The 22,056-nt window shown below is 37.8% G+C and carries 24 protein-coding genes and 2 tRNA genes; 12 read left to right on the forward strand and 14 right to left on the reverse strand.

Annotated elements, in window-relative coordinates; genetic code table 11:
- Window positions 1-16: 16 nt before the first annotated feature.
- Complete coding sequence (hpaB, locus tag H7K77_RS16640) at window positions 17-1,447, forward strand: 4-hydroxyphenylacetate 3-monooxygenase, oxygenase component (RefSeq protein ID WP_186579386.1); 1,431 nt, start codon at window positions 17-19, stop codon at window positions 1,445-1,447.
- Between the two features lie 139 nt (window positions 1,448-1,586).
- On the opposite strand, the gene H7K77_RS16645 is transcribed toward hpaB, so the two are convergent.
- Together H7K77_RS16645 and H7K77_RS16650 are read right to left on the reverse strand one after the other, a co-directional pair.
- Window positions 1,587-2,072 (reverse strand): STM3941 family protein, encoded by a 486-nt coding sequence (locus H7K77_RS16645; protein WP_186579388.1) that lies wholly within the window; start codon window positions 2,070-2,072, stop codon window positions 1,587-1,589.
- A gap of 161 nt (window positions 2,073-2,233) precedes the next feature.
- Window positions 2,234-2,458: a hypothetical protein gene (locus H7K77_RS16650; RefSeq protein ID WP_186579390.1), complete on the reverse strand. Its 225-nt coding sequence runs from the start codon at window positions 2,456-2,458 to the stop codon at window positions 2,234-2,236.
- Between the two features lie 231 nt (window positions 2,459-2,689).
- On the opposite strand from H7K77_RS16650, the gene H7K77_RS16655 reads away from it, so the two are divergent.
- From H7K77_RS16655 to H7K77_RS16690, 8 genes are all read left to right on the forward strand, one after another.
- On the forward strand, window positions 2,690-2,926 hold the full coding sequence (locus H7K77_RS16655) for a Parvovirus coat protein VP1-like protein (protein ID WP_186579392.1): 237 nt from the start codon (window positions 2,690-2,692) through the stop codon (window positions 2,924-2,926).
- A 295-nt stretch (window positions 2,927-3,221) separates the two neighbouring features.
- Complete coding sequence (locus tag H7K77_RS16660) at window positions 3,222-3,965, forward strand: metal ABC transporter ATP-binding protein (protein ID WP_186579394.1); 744 nt, start codon at window positions 3,222-3,224, stop codon at window positions 3,963-3,965.
- Window positions 3,965-4,822 (forward strand): metal ABC transporter permease, encoded by an 858-nt coding sequence (locus tag H7K77_RS16665; protein WP_186579396.1) that lies wholly within the window; start codon window positions 3,965-3,967, stop codon window positions 4,820-4,822. The genes H7K77_RS16660 and H7K77_RS16665 overlap by 1 nt, the downstream gene beginning before the upstream one ends.
- 38 nt (window positions 4,823-4,860) lie before the next feature.
- Complete coding sequence (locus H7K77_RS16670; protein ID WP_186579398.1) at window positions 4,861-5,805, forward strand: metal ABC transporter substrate-binding protein; 945 nt, start codon at window positions 4,861-4,863, stop codon at window positions 5,803-5,805.
- A gap of 144 nt (window positions 5,806-5,949) precedes the next feature.
- Window positions 5,950-6,975 (forward strand): ArsR/SmtB family transcription factor, encoded by a 1,026-nt coding sequence (locus H7K77_RS16675; RefSeq protein WP_186579400.1) that lies wholly within the window; start codon window positions 5,950-5,952, stop codon window positions 6,973-6,975.
- 5 nt (window positions 6,976-6,980) lie between these two features.
- Window positions 6,981-7,790, forward strand: coding sequence for an ABC transporter permease (locus H7K77_RS16680; RefSeq protein WP_186579402.1), 810 nt, complete (start codon window positions 6,981-6,983; stop codon window positions 7,788-7,790).
- A gap of 14 nt (window positions 7,791-7,804) precedes the next feature.
- Window positions 7,805-8,788, forward strand: coding sequence for an ABC transporter ATP-binding protein (locus H7K77_RS16685; protein WP_186579404.1), 984 nt, complete (start codon window positions 7,805-7,807; stop codon window positions 8,786-8,788).
- Entirely contained in the window at window positions 8,785-9,597 is an 813-nt protein-coding gene (locus H7K77_RS16690; RefSeq protein WP_186579406.1) for an ABC transporter permease, read from the forward strand. Before H7K77_RS16685 ends, H7K77_RS16690 begins: the two co-directional genes overlap by 4 nt.
- A 182-nt stretch (window positions 9,598-9,779) precedes the next feature.
- On the opposite strand, the gene H7K77_RS21070 is transcribed toward H7K77_RS16690, so the two are convergent.
- The 3 genes from H7K77_RS21070 to H7K77_RS16700 form a co-directional block, all read right to left on the reverse strand.
- A complete protein-coding gene (locus H7K77_RS21070; RefSeq protein WP_222599426.1) occupies window positions 9,780-9,998 on the reverse strand; it encodes a hypothetical protein in 219 nt (72 codons plus the stop codon).
- A complete protein-coding gene (locus tag H7K77_RS16695) occupies window positions 9,985-10,548 on the reverse strand; it encodes a CBO0543 family protein (protein WP_186579408.1) in 564 nt (187 codons plus the stop codon). The genes H7K77_RS21070 and H7K77_RS16695 overlap by 14 nt, the downstream gene beginning before the upstream one ends.
- Window positions 10,549-10,680: 132 nt before the next feature.
- On the reverse strand, window positions 10,681-11,442 hold the full coding sequence (locus tag H7K77_RS16700; RefSeq protein WP_186579410.1) for an SDR family NAD(P)-dependent oxidoreductase: 762 nt from the start codon (window positions 11,440-11,442) through the stop codon (window positions 10,681-10,683).
- Window positions 11,443-11,785: 343 nt separating this feature from the next.
- Between H7K77_RS16700 and H7K77_RS16705 the strand changes: the two genes are divergently transcribed.
- A complete protein-coding gene (locus H7K77_RS16705) occupies window positions 11,786-12,643 on the forward strand; it encodes an STAS domain-containing protein (RefSeq protein WP_186579412.1) in 858 nt (285 codons plus the stop codon).
- Between the two features lie 142 nt (window positions 12,644-12,785).
- On the opposite strand, the gene H7K77_RS16710 is transcribed toward H7K77_RS16705, so the two are convergent.
- The 4 genes from H7K77_RS16710 to H7K77_RS16725 form a co-directional block, all read right to left on the reverse strand.
- Window positions 12,786-14,900 (reverse strand): carbohydrate-binding domain-containing protein, encoded by a 2,115-nt coding sequence (locus H7K77_RS16710; RefSeq protein WP_186579560.1) that lies wholly within the window; start codon window positions 14,898-14,900, stop codon window positions 12,786-12,788.
- 160 nt (window positions 14,901-15,060) lie between these two features.
- A tRNA-Cys gene (locus H7K77_RS16715) sits at window positions 15,061-15,132 on the reverse strand.
- Window positions 15,133-15,151: 19 nt separating this feature from the next.
- Window positions 15,152-15,237 (reverse strand) — tRNA-Tyr (locus H7K77_RS16720).
- 106 nt (window positions 15,238-15,343) lie between these two features.
- Window positions 15,344-15,637 (reverse strand): hypothetical protein, encoded by a 294-nt coding sequence (locus H7K77_RS16725; protein ID WP_186579414.1) that lies wholly within the window; start codon window positions 15,635-15,637, stop codon window positions 15,344-15,346.
- A gap of 398 nt (window positions 15,638-16,035) precedes the next feature.
- Here H7K77_RS16725 and H7K77_RS16730 point away from each other — a divergent pair, with 398 nt between their 5' ends.
- Both H7K77_RS16730 and H7K77_RS16735 read left to right on the forward strand, forming a co-directional pair.
- Window positions 16,036-16,230 (forward strand): hypothetical protein, encoded by a 195-nt coding sequence (locus H7K77_RS16730; RefSeq protein WP_186579416.1) that lies wholly within the window; start codon window positions 16,036-16,038, stop codon window positions 16,228-16,230.
- 44 nt (window positions 16,231-16,274) lie between these two features.
- Entirely contained in the window at window positions 16,275-16,460 is a 186-nt protein-coding gene (locus H7K77_RS16735; protein WP_186579418.1) for a hypothetical protein, read from the forward strand.
- Window positions 16,461-16,669: 209 nt separating this feature from the next.
- On the opposite strand, the gene H7K77_RS16740 is transcribed toward H7K77_RS16735, so the two are convergent.
- From H7K77_RS16740 to H7K77_RS16760, 5 genes are all read right to left on the reverse strand, one after another.
- The gene (locus H7K77_RS16740) at window positions 16,670-17,827 is read right to left on the reverse strand and encodes an ABC transporter permease (protein WP_186579420.1); all 1,158 of its coding nucleotides are present in this window, start codon (window positions 17,825-17,827) and stop codon (window positions 16,670-16,672) included.
- A gap of 13 nt (window positions 17,828-17,840) precedes the next feature.
- On the reverse strand, window positions 17,841-19,055 hold the full coding sequence (locus H7K77_RS16745) for an ABC transporter permease (protein WP_186579422.1): 1,215 nt from the start codon (window positions 19,053-19,055) through the stop codon (window positions 17,841-17,843).
- Between the two features lie 13 nt (window positions 19,056-19,068).
- Window positions 19,069-20,004, reverse strand: a complete 936-nt coding sequence (locus H7K77_RS16750) for an ABC transporter ATP-binding protein (RefSeq protein WP_186579424.1) — start codon at window positions 20,002-20,004, stop codon at window positions 19,069-19,071.
- Window positions 20,005-20,396: 392 nt separating this feature from the next.
- Window positions 20,397-21,437 carry a flavin-containing monooxygenase gene (locus H7K77_RS16755; protein ID WP_186579426.1) on the reverse strand — a complete coding sequence of 347 codons (1,041 nt, stop codon included), beginning with the start codon at window positions 21,435-21,437 and terminating at the stop codon, window positions 20,397-20,399.
- 186 nt (window positions 21,438-21,623) lie between these two features.
- The gene (locus H7K77_RS16760; protein WP_186579428.1) at window positions 21,624-21,851 is read right to left on the reverse strand and encodes a hypothetical protein; all 228 of its coding nucleotides are present in this window, start codon (window positions 21,849-21,851) and stop codon (window positions 21,624-21,626) included.
- Window positions 21,852-22,056 lie beyond the last annotated feature (205 nt).

The following is a 22,056-nucleotide window of genomic DNA, read 5'->3' on the forward strand; positions in this document are numbered from 1 at the left end:
GTAAGGAGTGGAATGTATGGGTATGATTTCTGGTAAGGAATATAAGCAGCGTTTGGATAAACAACAAGCTGAGATATGGATTGACGGGGAAAAAGTCTGCGGAGATATATCAAAACATCCAGCATTTAAAGGCACTGTTGCTAGTCAGGCACTTCTTTACGACCAGCAACATCAAGAGGAATTATTAAATACTATGTCCTTTATATCTTCAGATGGAAGTAGGATTGGAACCTCCTTTTTACAGCCTAAAACGAAAGAGGATCTAACGAAACGCCGCCAGATGATTCAGACTTGGGCTAAGACAACAGCTGGCTTACTTGGAAGAAGTCCTGATTATATGAATACAGTACTAATGACCTTTGCAGCCTCCGCATCATTACTAGAGGGAAAAGAAAATTGTTTTCCGAAACACCTGACAAACTTTTATGAAACGGCTAGAGAAAAAGATCTGTCATTTACGCATACGTTTATCAATCCACAAGTAAACCGCTCTATTCTATATTTTGAGGACTCCGATAAACCAATTGCCGCAAAAGTTATAGAAGAAAATGAAAATGGAATAGTTGTCCATGGTGCACGTTTACTAGCAACACAAGGTGGCATGACGGATGAAATACTGGTCTTTTCTCCAGGTGGGATTACAGACGAGGCAAATGCGTTTGCTTTTTCTATTCCTAGTAATACAGATGGGTTAAAGTTTATTTGTAGGGAATCGTTTGTTCAGGGGGAATCTACTTATAACTACCCATTGAGTACTCGTTTTGAAGAAATGGACTCTATTGTTGTATTTGATCATGTATTAGTGCCTTGGGATCGGGTGTTCTTTTATAACAATCTTGAAGTGGCCAATAGCTTCAAAAATGAAAGTGCATTTCTACCGTTTACACTACACCAAGTTGTTTCTAGACAGGTGGTAAAGGCAAAATTTATTCTAGGAGTAGCTGAATCCATTGTAAACACTATTAACATTTCCGAATATGAACATGTTCGAACGAAGGTTACGGAAATAATTACTGCGGTTGAAACAATGGAAGCTTTGTTACTAAAGTCCGAGTATAATGCAGAGTTAGATGAGTTTGGACTGATGCGTCCAGAACTTTCACCCTTACAAGTGGCTAATAGTCAATTTCCATCTATTTACCCTAGAATAACAGAAATCATCCAATTGCTTGGTTCAAGTGGCATGGTTTCCATCCCTACTGAATCTAGCTTCCATTCAGACATTAGGAAAGACTTAGACCAGTATTTACAAAGTGCTACAAAGAACGCCTATGACAGAGTAAAGTTATTTAGATTAGGTTGGGATCTAACAATGAGCCCATTTGGAACAAGGCAGACACAATATGAACGATTCTTCTTCGGAAGTCCGGAAAGACTTTTGACTGAGGTATATGGCGGATATAATACGAAGCCCTTTGTGGATTGGGTAGAGGAATTTTTAAGTTGATTTTTGTAATGGCGAGCATCAAAACAGATATGTTTGATGCTACTTTTTTCACTTAGAGTTTAACATTCCCATTGTACATGTCCCTACGGTTGGTAGTAATGGTTTAGGTAGTCAAGCTACCTAAACCGCATTCTTTATTTCATTGTTTGCCCTCGTGCCCAATCGGATATCCGTATTCAGTCAAAATTTGAATTAACTTTTTCTTCTTGACCTTTAAATGTCGAATACTTATTGTAAAGCCAGTTCCTACAAATTTTTCATTTAAGTTTTGCATAGATTGTACTGCTTTAGATTTTGCTAAGTATTGTTCTTTATTTGCTAGTTCAAAATAAACAAACCAATCATCTGCATTCATCGATAAGATATCTTCTTTTGGGATAAATCCTAATTTAGGGATAGTGCCAGTCTTATCCGTGAGCCCTTCCTTAGAGATAATTAATTTTTGATCGGAAAACAATTGTTTTAGAAAAATAAAACAACCAAGACCAAAGAAAACCACTGGTAACAATCCTAGCCACTTACCTTCAATCAACATCAAGATGCCGAATAAAACAAAAATCAAAGAGATTAATAGATAAAAGAAAACTGAAATTCTTTTAACACCAATTACCACTTCATTATTCATTTAGTACACCCCTTAAGACTTTGAAAATACACTCCATTTTACCATTATTTACATTTTATATGAATAAAAGTAAAAAGATTACACCATACCAGGTAAGGAATACAAAAAAGCCTAAATCATAGAACGATTTAGGCTACTCCATTATTCTGTTCCAAAAGAATCTATCCTCTAGCTGCTTTTCTTTCTAATAGGCTTTTATGTTCTAACCTCTCTTGGTAGATCAAATTAGCCATTTCGTAAAAGGCATGAATGTGACCCGTATAGTACATCTTTAATGCTGCCGTTTTTGCTTCTTTTTCCTTCTGTTTATACTTTTCTAAAAGTTTTCTTTCTTGATCTGTCATCATCTTCACTTTTTCTACTGGAAAAGCAATTTGTTCTCTCATTTTATCACCTAATCTATTAATCTTTCCTCAAGTATTTCCTTTCTATTCTTATTTTATACCCAAGCATTTAAGCTTTCTCCTATGTATTGGACAATATTTCCCTTCGCAGTCATTCAAAGGATTTATTAACAATAAGCCCTTTTATTCCACTTCATGGATTCCTATACTATACAATTTGGTTCTCTTCTCCATACGATACAACAATAAAACTATTGTAAAGGAGAAGGTTACATGCCTTGTTTCCCTGGTTATCGATATTGTGGTCCTCGTTGTAGTGGACCAGGTGCTCCAGTCAACGCCCTCGATGCTGTTTGTGCCCAACATGATGCTTGTTATCGCAAATATGGCAAGCGAATGTGTGATGATATTTTTTTAAGACAAGTGACACCTTTCTTATCAAATCCCCGAAAAATGGGTAGAGATGCAGCTATTATGTACCGACTTATTAAAATGAAAAGAATGATGTAAAAAGACTAATCCCTTAGCCGATTCAGTTAAGGGATTAGTCTTTTATAGTCAAAAAATCATTTTTTGAAATAGGTATTCCACCTCATTTCTCGAAATTCTTACTTTTATGATTGACATCTTTTACTCCGTCTATATAATTTGCATTAGGTAAACTTTTGTTGTTTAAACAAAAATATTTTTAATTACACACAAATTTCTGGAACTCTACATAGCTATAATTAGCCAATATATTTTTTTATCTAAATTTTGCCTTAAGGAAACTTTTATAGCTTAGACAAAAAAAGGAGTGGATAGTATGCAATCCGCAATATCAATTAGCGATTTACATGTTTCTTATCATGGAAATGAGGCAGTAAAAGGAATTAACCTAGCTATCGAGCCTGGTAAGCTAGTCGGAATTATCGGCCCAAACGGAGCGGGTAAATCGACTTTTCTTAAAGCTATGTTGGATTTAATACCTCGGGATAAAGGGGATGTGAAAATTTTAGGGCAATCGATCAAGGTTGTGCGTAAGAAAATTGCTTATGTTCCACAACGAAGTGTTATTGATTGGGATTTTCCAATTACCGTATTAGATACTGTACTACTAGGGACGTATCCACACATTAAGCTATTTCATCGCCCTGCTAAACAAGAAAAAGATTGGGCTTATCAATGTTTAGAAAGGGTTGGGATGCAACATTTCAGCAAAAGACAAATTGGGGAGTTATCAGGCGGCCAGCAACAGCGAGTATTCCTTGCTAGAGCACTTGCTCAAGAAGCTGAGTTATTTTTTCTTGACGAGCCTTTTGTTGGTGTTGATGTTTCAAGTGAAGAAACAATCATTAAGCTTTTAAAAGAACAATGTAGAACAGGAAAAACAGTTGTAGTCGTCCACCATGATTTAAGTAAAGCAAATGATTATTTTAATGAATTGGTTTTATTAAACAAAGAATTAATCAGCTTTGGAACAGTGGATGAAGTCTTTCAGCCAGATGTGATTGCAAGAGCCTATCATGGACAATTTGCTTTTATGAAAGAGATTGGAGTGTCTATCTAATGGAATTTATTGAGGCGGTTATGCACTATGGTTTTTTACAGAAAGCTTTATTAACCTCTATTATGGTTGGGATCATTTGTGGTGTTATTGGTTGTTTTATCATTTTAAGAGGAATGGCGCTAATGGGGGACGCTATTTCTCATGCTGTCCTTCCTGGTGTGGCGATTTCCTATATGCTGGGCATTAACTTTTTCTTTGGTGCAGTTTTCACTGGTCTAGTAGTTGCCGTTGCGATTGGTTTCGTTACGCAAAACAGCCGGATTAAGCATGATACGTCGATCGGGATTATGTTCACAGCTGCATTTGCTGCAGGAATCATTATTATTACCATGCTGAAAAGTAGCACGGATTTATATCATATTCTATTTGGAAATGTATTAGCAGTCAGGCCCTCGGATATGTGGATTACCCTTGGCATTGGGCTTGTCGTACTGTTAGCCGTTTACTTGTTTTATAAGGAGCTATTAGTTACTTCCTTTGACCCAACCATGGCAGCTGCATACGGTTTACCCATTCGTTTCATTCATTACTTTCTTATGGCTTTGTTGACAATGGTAACGGTCGCCTCCTTACAAACGGTAGGGATTGTACTTGTTGTAGCGATGTTAATCACACCAGCAGCCGCTGCTTACCTATTAACAGAGCGCTTATCAATCATGATTTTTCTCGCTTCTGGAATTGGTGTTCTCTCAAGCATTATTGGTCTTTATTGTAGTTTTACCTACAACTTAGCATCAGGAGCAACGATCGTTCTTGCAGCTACTGCTATTTTTATCCTAGTATTTTTGTTTGCACCTAAGCATGGTCTAATATGGAAGCGAATAAAAGCAAACAAAAAGAAAGCCTCATTGGCTTAATATAGATCGACTACTTTTCAATTAGGGAGGATTTGGAAATGGTGAAAAAAAATGTGATTTTAACGTTAATTTTGTTATTCGGTATATTTTTGCTTGCAGCTTGTAGCCAAGAAAAAGAAAGTGGTAGTTCTATATCAAATGGAGACAAAGTACAAGTAGTGACCACCTACTCGATTGTTTATGATATTGTCCAAAATGTTGGTGGGGATTTAGTTGAGATTCATAGTCTAGCACCGATCGGTTCAAACCCACATGAGTATGACCCACTACCTGAGGATGTTCAAAAAACAACCGATGCAGATGTCGTATTCTACAATGGGTTAAATTTAGAAGCAGGTAATGCTTGGTTTGATAAGTTGATGGAAACAGCCGGAAAAGATGGAGATGATGCGCCTGTCTTTCGAATGAGTGAAGGTGTCGAACCAATGTATTTAACGACGGAGGGAAAGGAAGGCGAAGAGGATCCCCATGCTTGGTTGAGCATTAAAAATGGTATTAAATATGCTGAGAATGCTAGAGATGGTTTAATAAAGATTGATCCTGAGAATGAAGAAATCTACAGAAAAAACGCGGAAGAGTACATTTCAAAGTTGGAGACGCTACACGCTAGTGCTATCGAACAATTTAATGAATTACCAGCAGAGGAAAGGATTCTAGTAACAAGCGAAGGCGCCTTTAAGTACTTTAGTGAAGCCTACGGATTTAGGGCAGAATACATTTGGGAAATTAACCAGGAGAATCAAGGGACACCTGATCAAATTACTAGAATTGTCGACATTATTAAGGAAGAAGGCATTAAAGGTCTATTCTTAGAAACAAGTATCGACCCTCGAAGTATGGAAGCGGTAGCCGATGAAACAGGTGTCACCATTATGGGGAAAGTCTTTACCGACTCCTTAGGTGCACCAGGCGAAGATGGCGATACCTATATCAACATGATGAAATGGAACATTAACACAATCAAAGACGGCTTAACTAAATAAACTAAATTCGACAAATTCCGGGTGGTGACAGGCACCTCCCGGAATTTTTTTGTTGACAGTTACCATTATCTTCTTTATGATATTGAATAATTTTGCAAAATTATATTTTTGATTCGTTAATTGGCGAATCAAAAGAATCAGGTGATGAAATTGAATAATGAATGGTTATTTACCCATGTGCACATGGTCTATTCCCCATTCCGTGAAATGATTACAAGCTTACATGTTCTAGCGGCACCATGTCACCACCTAGCCCGAAAGCAGTGGGCAGAAGAAACATTAGATGCATTTAGTAACGAAATGAAGGAAGCTTTATTCTATTTTTCAGATGTGACGAGTCAGTGGTTTAACTTCTTAGATTTAATTGATTATCTTAACATCCAAGAGAAGCATGTCGAGGAAGCGATCGAACAATTGACTCAAGTGGATGATCGATTATTCACTCGGTTCATGCTTGGTGCTTATGATGAACGAGATCCTCACACAAGGACCGAGCACGAACAACTAGTGATCGAGAAACCTTCCTATATTAAAAGACAATTGATCGATTTCTTGTACGATTACCACATGAAGTTCTTTGCAAGAGAGTTATTCCGAATTGAACCTTGGCTTATTAAAGCCGTACATGAGCTAAAGGAAAAATTTAATGAAGAACCGATTAATGCGCTTGACACCGTTCATCCTCGATTCGAGGTGAACAGATCTGGTCTTGCCTTTTATAAAGCCGAAACGTATCGCTTTCCATGGGATCAGATTACATCCCTTGCCGTCTACCCATCCACATTTATAGCTCCACACTTACTTGTTGGTTTGGAGACGTCAGATATAACGGTATATTTACACGTTAGCTCTCCTCATCAGTCCGAGGAGATCGATCAAGTTCCAACTGATCTACTTGAATTGATGAAAGCTTTAGCTGAGCCGACTCGCCTTCGTATGGTGCGTAAGCTTTTATATCACAGCTACTGTACACAGCAATTGGTCGATGAATTTCAATTAGCAAAGGCAACAATCTCTAAACACTTGAAAATACTAGAGCAATCCAAGATTATTTCAAGCAACAGACAAGGTCACTATGTTTTCTATCAAACAGATCTAGATCGATTAACAATGCTACGTGTTGATCTGGATCAGTTCTTCGATCAACCATTGTTAAAAAAGGAGGAATAAACAAGATGTGGTTAACATTCCGTGCCACCTTTATCCGTAACCTAATTACAATGAAACGGGCCTATCCTTGGTCCTTTTTCATCGGACATATTTTAAACGGGGTCTATTTAACGCTTTTTGCTTACTTAACTTATCACTACGTATTTGACGGTTCTCTAGATAGTAGATTTCAGCAATATGCTGATACCGGAAATTATTTATCCTATGTCATTTCAGGTGCATTACTTTACACGTTCTCCGTCTCGCTTTTGATGATTGTCAGTCGTGCCATTATCTCTGAGTTACGGGAAGGAACACTTGAAGCGCTTTTACTAACGCCATCTTCAAGAAAGGGATACTTTCTCGGGTATTTAAGCCAAGGATTTATGCGTCTTAGTCTAGAGTTTGTGATTGTCTTAATCATCGGTGGTTTCTTTGGTTTAACTTTTTCCAATGTCAATATCATAGGGACTCTCGTTGTGTTACTAGTCTTCATTGTTAGTCTTTTTGCACAAGCCCTTGTACTAGGTGGATTTATGCTTTATTTCCGAGATACATACTTAACCCAAAACACACTATTTATGGTAATGGGTCTAGTCTGTAGTGTTACCTTCCCAATTGAATATTTGCCAAACCAGATCCACTGGATTGGTCAAATTATGCCGCTCACGCACGGAACAGATGCATTTCGTCAAGTATTTATTGAAGGTGCCTCTTTATCCACTGTCGGCACAAGCCTAATCTGGTTACTTGGTTTAATCGCAATCTATTTTCCAATCGGAACGATCATGATGCAAAAAATGGAACGTCACGTATTAGAAAAACACTTTGGTTAGGAGATGAATAGATCTTGTTAGAAGCAAAAGCAATTACGAAGACTTATACAGTGAAACAAAAGCAAGGTTGGTTTAAAAGGGAAAAACAGCAGGTTCATGCGGTAAAAGGCATCGATCTAACGATTGAACCAGGTGAAATCGTTGGACTTCTAGGCTTAAACGGGGCAGGAAAAACAACAACAATTAAAATGTTGTCCACCCTACTATCTCCCTCTTCTGGTACGATCACGATTGATGGGCATGATGCTGTGCAAGATGCAAGATACTTGAAGCAAATGGTCAATATGATTGCTGGTGGCGAAAGGATGCTTTACTTTCGTTTAACTGGGAAAGAGAATCTAGCATTTTTCGGAAGACTTTATGGGTTAAATGGAAAAGAGTTAACAGCTCGGGTCAACGCACTTATTAAGCTGGTAGAGTTAGAGGATGCACAGGATTTGCCGGTTGAACGTTATTCAAAAGGGATGAAACAGCGTCTTCAAATTGCCCGAGGGCTACTAAATCAGCCTCACTACCTGTTTTTGGATGAACCAACGCTTGGATTAGATGCTCCTATCGCTAAGCAGCTCCGCTCGATTGTGAAGGATCTTGCAATGGAACAGAATAAAGGTGTGCTTTTAACAAGCCACTACTTGGAAGAAGTAGAAGAACTATGTGATCGGGTTTATATCATTGATAAAGGTACTGTCATGATGCATGATACGCCGGCTAATATAATTAACACCGTCGTTCTTGATTACCGAGTCATTGTGACGACCGCACATCTTAATGAAACTTTTAAACACGATATTATAAAAACGGCATCAACGAAGCAACTTAGTATCGAATTTTATGATACGGGGGATGGTACAGTTTGGGAGGTCACCGCAAGCTTCGATCCAACCCAGGTTTTCCTCGACATCATCATGACGCACCATCAACCCATTTTTAAATTGGAGATGAAAATGCCGAAACTAGAGGATGCGATTTTACAATTGGCAAAGGAGCGGTCTGCATGAACTGGATTAATGGAATGTGGGCTGAAATGGTGAAAAGTCACCAACATAATTTCCATAGTAAAATGATTTATTTATCGTTATTTTTTTGGCCCGTGTTACTATTCATTACTTCTTACTTTGCTTTAAAACCATTTGACCTTGGAAGCACATCACCGATTGCGGAATTTTTCGATCCAGATGACTTGATGTTGTTTCTATTAACTGGTTACCTTGGCTATATATTTTTTTGGAGTTTAGTACAGTCGGCCTGGCAAACTTCTTACGAAAGGCAGACTGGAACGTTGGAGTTAATATTCTTAACTCCAGTTTCCCGTCTAGCATTCGTCTACGGGCGTGCGGCAGGTAATCTATTTGAAGCGGTTTGGCTATTTTCTGTATTTACGGTCCTGATGCTCGTTATTGTTGGAGGAATGCAAAGCATCGTCTGGTCAGCTCTGCCACTAGCCTTTGTCATTTTGATTGTTTCTGCGGTCATTTGGGGCGGTTTCCTAAATGTTGTATTTCTTTTTTCTCGTGACGCGTCATTTCTATTTACCATTCTAGAGGAGCCGATGGAATTTTTTGCAGGAATCCGGTTACCAGTAGCCGCCTTTCCTGTATGGGGGAAAGTAATTGCCTATATCTTCCCTCTCACGTTTGTTCTAGAAATGATTCGTGGATTAGTAGTAGAAGGCAAAAGCTTTACTGAATTACTCTCACCGTTCGCCTGGTTAGTTGGCATTCTTAGCCTTTTATTTTTGTTAACGATTATCTTATTAAATAAAGCTGAGAAAAATGCAAAAGAAACCGGGAATATGGTTTTGTTTTAAAATATAGTATGATAGTTCTCTTGGAATAGATTTTAAACATGAAATCTTCTATTCTCAAGGGGGCTATTCATTTTGGGATACATTGTCCGTGTTGAGTCAGGGTAAATATTTTTAACCATACCGTTGAAGACACAATTTTATTTGTTCACGACTGACCAGCCACCCATTATTTGAATATCAGTTCAACGTTTTGCCAAGCATGTTTCCATGATATTATAGGATTCGGTAAGTCTAATAAACCTTGGCATGGCTATAATTACAATTGACTGGCAGACGATATAGCTGCTTACACACACTTCCTCCAGAAAACCATCCACTTTCTTAAAAAAGTGTATTGGTTCAATTGCCTTCACTATCTTTAAATAACGTGCTAAACCTTTTGATCTTTTACTTTTTTTCAAAATAGATAAATATATTTGTTATCCATTTTGATAATAGCATGACAGTTAAATAGCCTATAAATAAATGAAAATAATTAGCTCCATTATTCAGTTGAAATAGCCCCATCGCAACTAAAATTGGTTTAAAGATAAATGCTAAAAACAAGCTTAAACCCGTCCCATAAAGATAGTAATGCTTATTACTATTTATTATCCATTGATAAAGAAACATGTAGAGAACTGGGATTAAGGATACATCCAGAGCAAAATTTACAGCCCTTATTGGGATAATGTGATACGGATATGTCCAATAATTTAAATTCACACCAAAAGAATCAATATAGGAAAACCAGACATGGACATTATATCCATAAAATCCTAATAACATGGCTCTAGATCTATCGATTTTTAAAAATAGAATAACTAATGGAAAAATTAATAGAGTTAAGTTAAACCAGAATTGCCACGTATCAAATGAGGAGTATTGCTTCCAATACTCTATATAACCTTTTGTTACTTCCTCTTGAAGCTTATCGAGAGTTTTCAACAAATTTTGTTGGGATGACTGCATATGGATTCTTTCTCCTATCCTATGATGAGTTCCCTTTATTTTTAATTATTTTTAGAATTTTATACCAAAATTTCTTATTGAAATTTGTTAAGGTAAGATCTACAGAAAATCCTAACGAGATCCTTTCACCTTTTAAAAGGCAAAGTTAGTCACTCCTCCATCAATAAATAGGTTTTGACCAGTAATATAACTGGCATCATCTGAGCAAAACATGATAACTGGGGCAACAAGTTCCTCCAACTGCCCTAGTCTTTTCATTGGCGTTCGATTTTCTAGGACAGAGCGAAATTCATCATTATCCAAAGCCTGCGCATTAAGAGATGTTTTAAAAAACCAAGGACTTATTGCATTCACAGTTACACCTTTGGTTGCCCATTCGTTTGCAAGTTGTTTCGTTAATTGAACAACACCTGCCTTGCTTGGACCATATGGTGTTCCAGATGACAATGACAGCGCAGAGGCAACAGAGGCTATATTAACAATCCGACCGAAATTTCTTTCCACCATATACTTGCCAACAGCCTGCGACATGAGAAATACGGACTTAAAGTTCACGTTCATCACCTTGTCCCAATTTTCTTCAGAAAGATTTAGGGCTGTTTCTCTTACACTTGCACCTGCATTATTTATAAGGATATCAATATGTCCGAAATGTTCCATGGCTTTTTTTACCGTGTCGTTAACAGAACGACTTTCGGTAACATCCCCTACAATGGCTAATGCCTTCCGACCCGTTTCATTTGAAATGCCATTTGCTGCATTCTCTATTTCTTCTTTTGTTCGCGACACTAACACTACATCTGCACCAGCATTTGCCAATCCCTGGGCAATGGTTTTACCAATCCCTCTACCCGCTCCTGTAATAAAAGCTACTTTTCCTGTTAGATCAAACATAATATATCCTCCTGCTTTCTGTTTATCGACTTCGTTTATACTTTGATTCCCAAACCGTATACTCGTCACACTTACCTGTATTAGGATGTACCTTCCCTGATTTTTAAACCGATAAACTAGAAAAAAGAGTCCTCTATCAAGGAGTGATTCTAACTATTATTTGTTTAATTGGAATCTGGATGTTCTTCCGATCTGTTTCAAAATACGAGCTACGGCTGTAGGGAATTCATTTATTATAACGTTTAAAAAAGAATCGTTTGACCTAACATAGATAAGAAATGCATAATAGAAATACTATTAAATTTTGGAACATGTTTTATAATGTACAAAAACAGGAGGATATATGAGGCACGATTTTGATTTAAACGCTAAGTTAAAAACGTTTAGCAGCTTTGAAGAAGCATCTGAAAGCATCTTACATACAGTAGGAAATTTTATAGATATTAATACACTCTTTATAGCCAAAAATGATAAAACAACTAATAAAATTGTCAAAGTATTAAATAAGGATAAAGTGCTAGTAGAGAAAGGCAGTTCCTTACCGTTTGAAGAATCCATTTGTAAGTTAAGTGTTGATTTTGGCCCAGAAGTTCTCTACATTCCCAACTTGAGTGAACACGAATTAACCCTTTCACTAGAAGGTGCCAAGGGATTTGAAAATGGGTGTTTCATTGGTATCCCCATTTATTATGAAGACGGGGAAAATTACGGTACGATATGTGGACTTGATTCAAAATCTGTTCCTTTTACAGAAAATCATTTTGAACTTTTTAAAACAATGGCGTCTTTTCTTGCTTATGCCCTCGAATTGGAACAAGCAAAACTTGAGATTGATAATTTATCGGCACCTCTTGTCTCCATATCACCAGGAGTTGCCGCGCTACCTATTATTGGATCGATAAATGAACATCGTGTCGACAAAATCACTTCTTATGCATTATTTAAGTGTCAGGAACTGGCCCTTGACTATTTAATTATCGATCTATCTGGAATAATTAAAATAGATACATTCGTTAGCGCCACTTTGTTGAGAATAGTCAAATTGTTAAAGTTAGTTGGGGTAACACCTATATTGACAGGTGTACGACCAGATATGGCTTTAAAAGCACGTGAAGTTCACGTAGATCTTAAGAACGTAATTTTCGAAGCTAATCTGGGAAGAGCACTTACAAGAATTGGCTTTAATTTTAATCAATCATAATTCTTTTTATAGTAGAGTATTCATCGTCTAGTCGGTTATCTGACCCGTAAAATTTATTTATTTGCTGTAATGATGAGAATCTCTTGTTAAGTAAAAAAATAGCTAAAAAACTGCAAGGGAATAATACTCCCTTGCAGTTTTTTTATTGTTGTGTTCCTGTTTGATTTTGTGGTCTTTGCCCCATTTGTGGGAATTCCACACCTAAGTCTTCCAGCTGTTGTTGAGCTTCTTCTTGTGTGATTGTGCCTTCTCTTTGCTGTTGCATGATTGCTTCTACTTTTTCCCTAGTTTCATCATCGAGGTTGTCAAACATACCTCCTCGCATGCCACCACCATCTTCAGGTCGAGTTAGCGTACCATCACCTTGTGGTTGGTTACCACCGAATCCTCCACGACCACCTCCAGCTTGCGCTTCTGTTATGCCACTTTCATTTAACCACGTAACAGATTCAGTAATCGTAAATTCTACCACTTTTGTTCCGTCTTGATATTCCCCATCTGTATATAACCCATCTACTGCATCACCAGTAGATTTACCTCCTGAATATAGGACATAGGTTTCATCCATTATTAAATCAGGAGAACCAACTAAGACTGATTGGAATGTCTTTTCAGGAGCAAATGTTGCGATAGTATTTCCTTCACTATCCTCCACATGAACAATCGTTCCAGCAGCTTGTGTTTCAGGGAAAGTCATCAAAATAGAATTCTGTGTTGAAGCTTCTGACGCAGCCTGCACCATGCCCGAACTACCTGCTGCTAGTAACAAGCCACCGCTCATTTCAAACGTTCCACCATAATCTAGCGTTCCATTCATGCTTTCTGTAGGTCCACTGACAAGCACCGTCCCCCCTGTCATTACAAACGAACCATTAGAATCTAAGCCATCTCCACTAGCATTGACAACAACATATCCTCCATTAATCGTCAACACGTTATCTTCTGAAGCCTGCATGTCCATTCCAGATCCATCATTACCTCCACCTACATTAATACCATCGTCGCTAGAAGTAATATCTATTTTTCCTTCTGCAATGGTAATTACTTTACCTTCGATCCCTTCATAGCTTTTTGTAATGACAATGTTTCCGCCTGACGTTGTAACGGAATTATCAGCATGGACTCCATCATCTCCTGTAGTCACCTTGAATTCTCCGCCTGAAATGCTAATGGAATCGTTACTGTGAACGCCATCATCAGAAGCATTGATATCAAAAGTTCCTCCTGTCACATTCAGTGCAGAAACAGCTTTTATTCCTTTCATACTTATTTCATCTGTAGCTGTGTCAGCTGATGTAGTTTCATTCATACCCCAACCCATTCTTCCTACATTCGTTTCGATTGTTTCTGGACTACCACCACCTGATACAATCGTGTACGTTCCGTTTGTTACCCAAAGTGTTGCTTCAGATTGAACACCATCACTTCCCGAGGTAATGTTAAATGTTCCGTCTTCGAGTACGATGTTTCCTTTTGAAGCCTTCTCATCGTTTGTTGACTTAATTCCGTCTCCTTCCGCTTCAATGGTAAAAATACCATCTTTAACGGCTACTAGATCACGACCCATTAATCCATCATCTGCAGCATTAATTATCAGGTTTCCGCCTGTTACTTTTAATTCATCTTTACTAGCTATACCATTATTATAATTACCATTGACTGTTAGTTTACCTGTTCCGTTTATCGTTAAGTCAGCCTTACTGAAAATAGCTGCGTTTGGTTCATCTGTTTCAGAGTCCGGAAAAACGTATTCCTTTCCATCCGTCACAACATTTTCTGTTCCTTCTACAAGGGAAATCGTCGTTTTTTCAGCATTGATAACATTTATCGCTGCTGAATCAGATGAAGTTATTTCTACCCCATTCAGTACTAGACGGACTGTATTTTTATCTTCTGCATCGACAGCAATTTGTCCATTAAAATTTCCACTAAGTACAAATGTTCCACCAGTTTTAATCGTCAATAAATTATCATCTTGAATAACCGGGGCATCTGATTCAAAAGCTGCATTACTTCCATCCAGTTCAATGTAGACAGGAGATTCCGTTTCATAGTCCGTATAATAATCATCCTCTACATACGTGACAATCTCACTAATGGACGTACTTGCCTCTTCACTAGAAACCGAGACTGCTTCGACCTTAGATTGTTCTGTTGAATCGCTTGTACCAGTATCATTATTACTACAAGCAAACAGAAGGCTTGTACAAATTACTGTTGCTGCAACTTTAAATGTGTTTTTATTTTTTCTTTTCATCATCTATATCTCCTTCTATTGTTAATTGTTTTTACTATGTAATCATTATTAAACATCAACCTTAACAAAACCTTAAATCTAAAGAGTCAATACTCTTGTTTGAGCATTGACTCGGTTAGCTATCGTTTCATGTTATGTGGTATCTGGCTATTATTAGAAAAGGCGGCAACCGGATTCGAACCGGTGAATAAAGGTTTTGCAGACCTCTGCCTTACCACTTGGCTATGCCGCCATATCATTTATCTTATTAATGGTGGAGGGAGAAGGATTTGAACCTTCGAACCCAAACGGGAACGGATTTACAGTCCGCTGCGTTTGACCACTTCGCTATCCCTCCAAATTTTTTCTGTTACATTACTACCTTATGTAGGAAGGGACTAAAATGTGAATGGTTTTTATAAAAAAGAGCCTATTCATTTGAATAGACTCCTTTTTGTAGTTAATTATGGCTGAACACTGTCCTGCTGAATATTCAAATTAGTGAGTGCTCTTTCCATTTCGTGCTGTGTTTGTTCTACGCGCAATTGTGCTTCTGTTAGTGGCTCTGTAGACGTGCCGCTGCCATTTATCGCACGACCACGTGCATGTTGGATTTTATCTTGTACCTCACGCAATTGCTGTTGAACCTGTTTAATCTCCTCAATATCCGCGTTATTTTTCGCATGACGAGCGGTTTCTTCTAATTTATGTGAAATCTCATATAGCTCCTTGATCTCGTGGTCATTCTGAATAGGCATTTAGATTCCTCCCTAAAATTTCTCTATAATAGAATTTGCATTATTACTTGTATCTACTCTTTACTTGTTGATTAAATTGTTGGTAATTATTTTGAATATGGTTAGGAGGATATGTTTGGAATTAAAAAGGATATCTCGTAGTAGCGCAGTAGAGGTGTGATATATTTTCGGGAGGATAAATGCAATACGGAAATTGGTGGGATATATCAAAAAAGTGGGCAGATACATGTTGGGATGCCCACTTTTTAGCAGTAATCGGGACAAGGGACCTGTCCCTCCGTCCCACTCGTTCCAACAAAATGTGGGAACTTTTCTCCTATCATAATCGTAGTTTAACTTAGGTAAAGGAAAGCGTCTTATTAATAAGTAACTTTTTTGTAAGAGGGTGGGATTAATAAATGGGGAAATGGCGCGAAAAGAGGAAAGCAAGAAAGCAAAGAAGAAAGAATCACCATGAAGGGTATTCTCTTTTAGACGGAATTTTAGACATACTATTTTGGATACCAGAAATCCTATTGGTACCTTTTCGAATCTTGTATTGGCTGTTTAGAGGGATAGGGAAATGGATTGAAAACATCTTTGATATTGTTTGAGCAGCATGGAACATTTTGTAATTATTATGGGGAGGATAATTAATATGAATACAAAAGAAAAAGGGTTGTTTATTGGGATAGGTGTGCTTGTTGGAATCGGAATTGGGGTTATGGCATTTAAAAATTTTAAAATTGTTAATGTTGGTAATATCAACGAGTTAACCATCGTCCATAAAAATGATGGCGATGTACATAGGGCTAACACCAAAGCTGAAGAGGCAAGTCTTTAGTACTGTCCTGGTTATATTGCATGGTGGCACATATTTGGTCAATTGTGGCACATACTTTGTTGTTTGTGGCACATAACCTGTAGATTTTGGCACATATAAGATGATTTTCGGCACATAAAACCTGTGTTCTGGCACATAACCTGCAGAAAATGCACCTACTCTATTAGCAGAACACGATAATGGGACGAGGGACCTGACCCTCTGTCCCGTTATTCGAATCTGATTCTTGTCATGCCTACAACTAGGAAGACTGCCGTAAAGGCTAATAGTATCCCGACTGGCACGATCACGTCTATTAATGTGCCACCTCTTACCGCTAATTCAGCAAACCCTTCTAATCCCCAGTATTGCGGGACAAACTTCGCAATCTGTTTCATAATATCTGGAACAACTTCTAGCGGCCAATATACACCGCCTAACATACATGTGGAGACAATAATTAGATTTCCAAATACAGCTTGTTGATCTGTCGTTTTAACTAACCCTGCAACAAATAATCCCAGTCCAATCGTACATAGAAGGATACTGGAGACGAGAATGATGTTTGCTAGTAAATCCCCCCAATACACACCGAATGCAAATCGAGAAATAAGCATTAAAATACCAAATTGGATCCAGCCAATTAGAAAAAAGGAAAGCAGGTAGCCTAGCAATAATTCCATCCTCGAGGTTGGTGTAGACATTAAACGGTACCATACACCAGTTTGTCTAGCTTCTAAAATGACACCCGTAGACAGTAGCATTGTAATCATGACGAACATAATTGTAAAACCAGCAGAGCGAGCGGTTATGTTGTCCATCGATTCTAGCTCCTTGCTTTTCGTTACATCCACCGTTTCAATAGCTGATTCGGACGATGCTAGCTTACTTATGATATCCTCCTGAACAACTTGCCGATCGTTTCCCGTCCTTTCACTATAAGTACTTGAAGCTGTAGTTCCAACCATTAGCTTAAGCATACTTTCATTAATCAATTCTTCAATCATGGATGCTCCAGTAAAGGATGGGGAATGAACAAAAGTAATTCCAGGTGTTTCATTTGCCATTAATTTCTCCTCTAATCCAGCTTCAATCCGAATATAGCCTGTAACCTTTTGATCTTTAAACAGTTCCATTGCTTGTGCTGAATTTTCCATACTGACTTTCATGATATTTTGATTTTTTAACTCTCCAATTAGTGCATCTGACAAGTTGGTATGATCATTGTCTACGACTATTATGTTTGGTCTAGCCTCCGATCCACCCGTAAACAATCCACCAAATAGGAAGGTGAACAATACAGGCATACCAAACATCAGTAAATAAGACTGTGGTTTCTGAAAAATTCTTTTTAATTCAAATAAAGCCACTGCTATAGCTCTTCTCATTGCTTCCCCTCCTTTATTTAATCCTTAGTCTTAACGAACCAATAAACAGAGCACCCAAACCAATTAAACTAAGAACCAATAGTGGTAATGATAAAGCGCTCCATGTAGTTCCACTCATTATTTCTGTTAGACTTTCCAATGCCCACTTATTTGGTGCAATGTTAGCAATTCGTTGAAGACTTTCCGGGAATACAGCAAGTGGCACCATCGAACCTCCAAGTGCAGCAAGGATTTGCACGCCAATCCCTCCAACAGAATCTGTTGTTTTCTCATCATCGATGAACCCAGCTATAATCATTGCTAATCCAGAGACGGCTATGGAGTACGCAAAACCAACAGCGACTGTTTGTAGTAGATTACTCCCCCAACTAACATCAAATAGATAGTGGGTCGCTATCATGAAGACTAAAAATTGAAGAAAGGAGAAATAAAATGTTCCTAAAAATTTACCGATTATGATGGTAGAACGTCTGATAGGACTGCTCATTAGGCGAGCTAACGTTTCTGTTTTACGTTCCTGGATAATGGATGTAGCACCAACTGTTGTATTAAATAGTAAAAACATGACTCCCATTGCTGCTGCATAATATTGCATACCGGATATCGGTTCCTCTCCATCCTGTTCAGTTTCAACAAAATTAACATCAGAGGCAACCACTTCTGACAGCTGATTCGCTAAATCCGTCGTTATAGAAGGAAGGTCACTAACTAGAGCTGAGACAGGCACTTCTGTTGCTAATTCTTGTGCCACTACTGTTGTCGCAAAATACACAGAACTAACCCGATCCACAAAGGATGTAACGACTGATTCAATAATCGAAGACTGTAACTCTTTTTCAGGATCAGTAAAGATTGTAACATTCTTTACCTCCCCTTTCGTCAATCCTTCTCCCCATTCAGATGGAATTAACATGCCTACGTCTATCTGTTGTCGTTCAACTGCATCCCGTAAGCTAGCTTCATCTGCATACTTTTTCAAGGTTATATACGCTTTCATATCTTTTCCCTGTAAGACTTGATCTAGGAATTCCTCTGTTAAGTTATCATCGGAGCTGTTCCAAACACCTAAGGTTGTACTCGGAAGCGATCCACTTTCCCCAAACATCCCACTAAGTGCTGAACCCAGGATTGCCGTTAAAATAATTGGCATTAGTAGCATCATGATAAAACCTTTTCGATCGCGTAAACGAATGTTTAGATCCTTGAAGGCTATCGTAAGAAATCTCATGTCACTCGTCCCCCTAATCCCTTAGTGAGCGTCCAGTTAATTGTAAAAACAATGTTTCTAAGTTAGGCTCCTTGATATCGACGGAGACAATTTTCATCCCCTGATGAACTGCAGTAGATACTATTTCGCCCAACCTATCATGAGGATTTTTTACAAAGACCTCTAGTTGGTTCGTTTCATCCGTATGTAAAATTTGACTAACATTTTCAAGCTGCTTAATTGCATCTATTGCTTCGTCCGATTTATTTTCCACTATTAATTGGATAACGGAGCCACCAGCAAGTCGATTACATAACTCGGCTTGTGAACCTAGAGCAATCACTTCTCCATCGTCAATAATCCCAACCCGATTACATAAATATTCTACTTCCTCCATGTAATGGCTCGTGTATATAATCGTCATGCCCTTTTCATTCAACCTTTTTACGGTTTCCAGTATATGATTTCTCGATTGTGGATCAATCCCAACTGTTGGTTCATCCATAATCAATAGTTCAGGTTCGTGCATTAATGCTGCACCAATATTGATTCTTCTTTTCATGCCACCGGAGAACGTTTCAATTCGATCTTTTGCTCGATCCTTCAATCCGACAAACTCAAGTACCTCTTCTGCACGCTTCTTTGCCACCGAACCAGTTAGTCCATACATCTTCCCCCAAAAAAGGAGATTATCCTTCGCTGACATCGTTGGATAAAGGGCTATTTCTTGTGGGACAACCCCTATCTTTTGCTTAATTAGCATCGGGGATTTTTTTACAGAATGATTACTAACTAACACTTCCCCATGATCATAAGGAATCAAGCCACAAATCATCGAGATCGTAGTGGACTTGCCCGCACCATTTGGACCAAGCAAACCAAAGGACTCGCCTTTTTCAATTGTAAAAGAGACGTTCTTCACAACAGCCTTTTTGCCATAGCTTTTCTTTAAATCCTTCACCTCTAGCATTTTTTCACTCCTTTAAAACTCATTGGTAAGTTTATTATACCGCTTAAATTAGTCATTCCTATCTATCTACAGGTAGAAATTAAAAAATAATATACATTGAAAACAGCTATATTCCATAAGCGTCATATGCCAAAAGTAATGGTTAAAAAAAGGAGAAGGAAGCAATCTGAGTGAGAGGTTATCGAGTTAATCATGGGTAAGGTTCTTTAAGCGTTTAAATACTAAAAAAGAGCCACTGCACATATGCAGTAACTCTTTCAACACATGCTATTATTTTATTAGGCTAAGTTCCATTTATTGTGTTACAGAACTTTTATTTAATCCTATTAACTTTCAACTTGCATATCCTCTCTACAAAGCATATAGCTTTAAGTGTTGAACCAATCTTATTCTTACTTTTTATTTATTATACGATCAGCAATATATGCTGCATCTTCTCCTACTCCTAAAAGTAAGGCAGAACCACGTTTATGCTGCCACGGTAACCCTACAAAATAGAGTCCTTCGACAGTCGTCGTTCCTCTTTCATGAATCAGGTTGTTTTCTGTGTCAAAAATTTCACCAATGAGAATCCATGGAAAATATAAGTGGAACCCTGTTGCCCAAATTACATTCTTAACTTCTAGTTTATCCTGATTATAGAAGGTAAAAGAATGCCTCTCGCAATTAATCGTTCTTGGATGGACAACAATCTTTTTCCTTCGTATTAGTTTCTTTAATTTGAAGCCAAAAATAGGGTCGCCACCTGAACGAAGCCTTTTCCCAAGCCATGAATCGCTAGTAGCTTTTAATATTCCTAGCTTCTGAAACCACCAAAAAATACTTTTTCCTCCTATCACCAATGGAAGGTACCTTAATTTATAACTTACAGACAGATGAACCTCCCTTGTCGCTGCTAGTTCTACTGCGATTTGAGCACCTGAATTACCACCGCCTACAACGAGTACATTTCCAGGTTGGAGTTGATCCACATTTCGATATTGAGAGGAGTGCATTTGACGAATTTCCGCGGATAGATTCTTTGCATTAGAAGGTATAGTTGGTTCTTGAAAAGGACCAGTGGCTACGATAACTTGTTTCGCTGTTAAAAGTCCCTTACTAGTTTGTATCGTAAAATACTCACCATGTTTCGCTAATTCTTCTACATTGGTTTCCAGTTGAATTGGCAATTGAAATGATAGGGCATAGTCTGCTAGATAGTTCGCTATTTCATCCTTAGTTGGAAAACCGTGTTTTTCCCCTTGCAACGCTAATCCTGGTAAACTACTAAATTCTCTAGAAGTAAATAATGATAGAGAATCGTATCGTTCTCGCCACGTATTTCCGATTTCCTTTTCACGTCCAATTATTAAAAAATTTACTCCACGTTTATGGAGCTGATATCCCACCGCTAATCCAGCTTGTCCTACTCCAATTACTAGTACATCCAACATTTTCTACACGCCCTTGCTATACCATTTTATACGAATAATACTTAATAGATTATATGCTTTATCTTTTTATATTCCATCGAGCTTGGGACGGATTTTACTACTAGATTATGCCCCAACAATGGTTTATAAATAAAAAATAAGGTTAGAGCTTGAAGTGACATTTGCACTGTATGCTCTAACCTTACACTAATTCCTTTTCCCGGTTGGGACACTGGACCTGTCCCTATGTCCCTTTGTTTCTGATAGAACTTTATCTAACTTTTCTTCCACTATTTTTAATCTATTATTTCTTTTACGGAAACTGATAACTAGAACAATTATTGTGGCCGGTATTGCTAATAAAAGAGCAAGCGATATGATAAGAAAAATGAAATCTCCAGTTCTTACTCCTACTATTGATGCCAATACAAACAAAGTAATTCCTCCTTTGATAAGCTATTAGAATTTCATTTTACATTTACTATAGTATTTCCTTTTATTAACCATCGATCACTTTTAAATACGTATTAAATTCAAACCAGTAGACGATTTGAATCGTAAAACAGTTCCCTATTACAATTAGACATCGCAGCATTTTTCATATCACTAACCAAATATTAACATAAATATCCAGAAAAAT

Origin of the sequence: Aquibacillus kalidii (assembly GCF_014280935.1) — a bacterium.
GTDB lineage: Bacteria > Bacillota > Bacilli > Bacillales > Amphibacillaceae > Aquibacillus_D > Aquibacillus_D kalidii.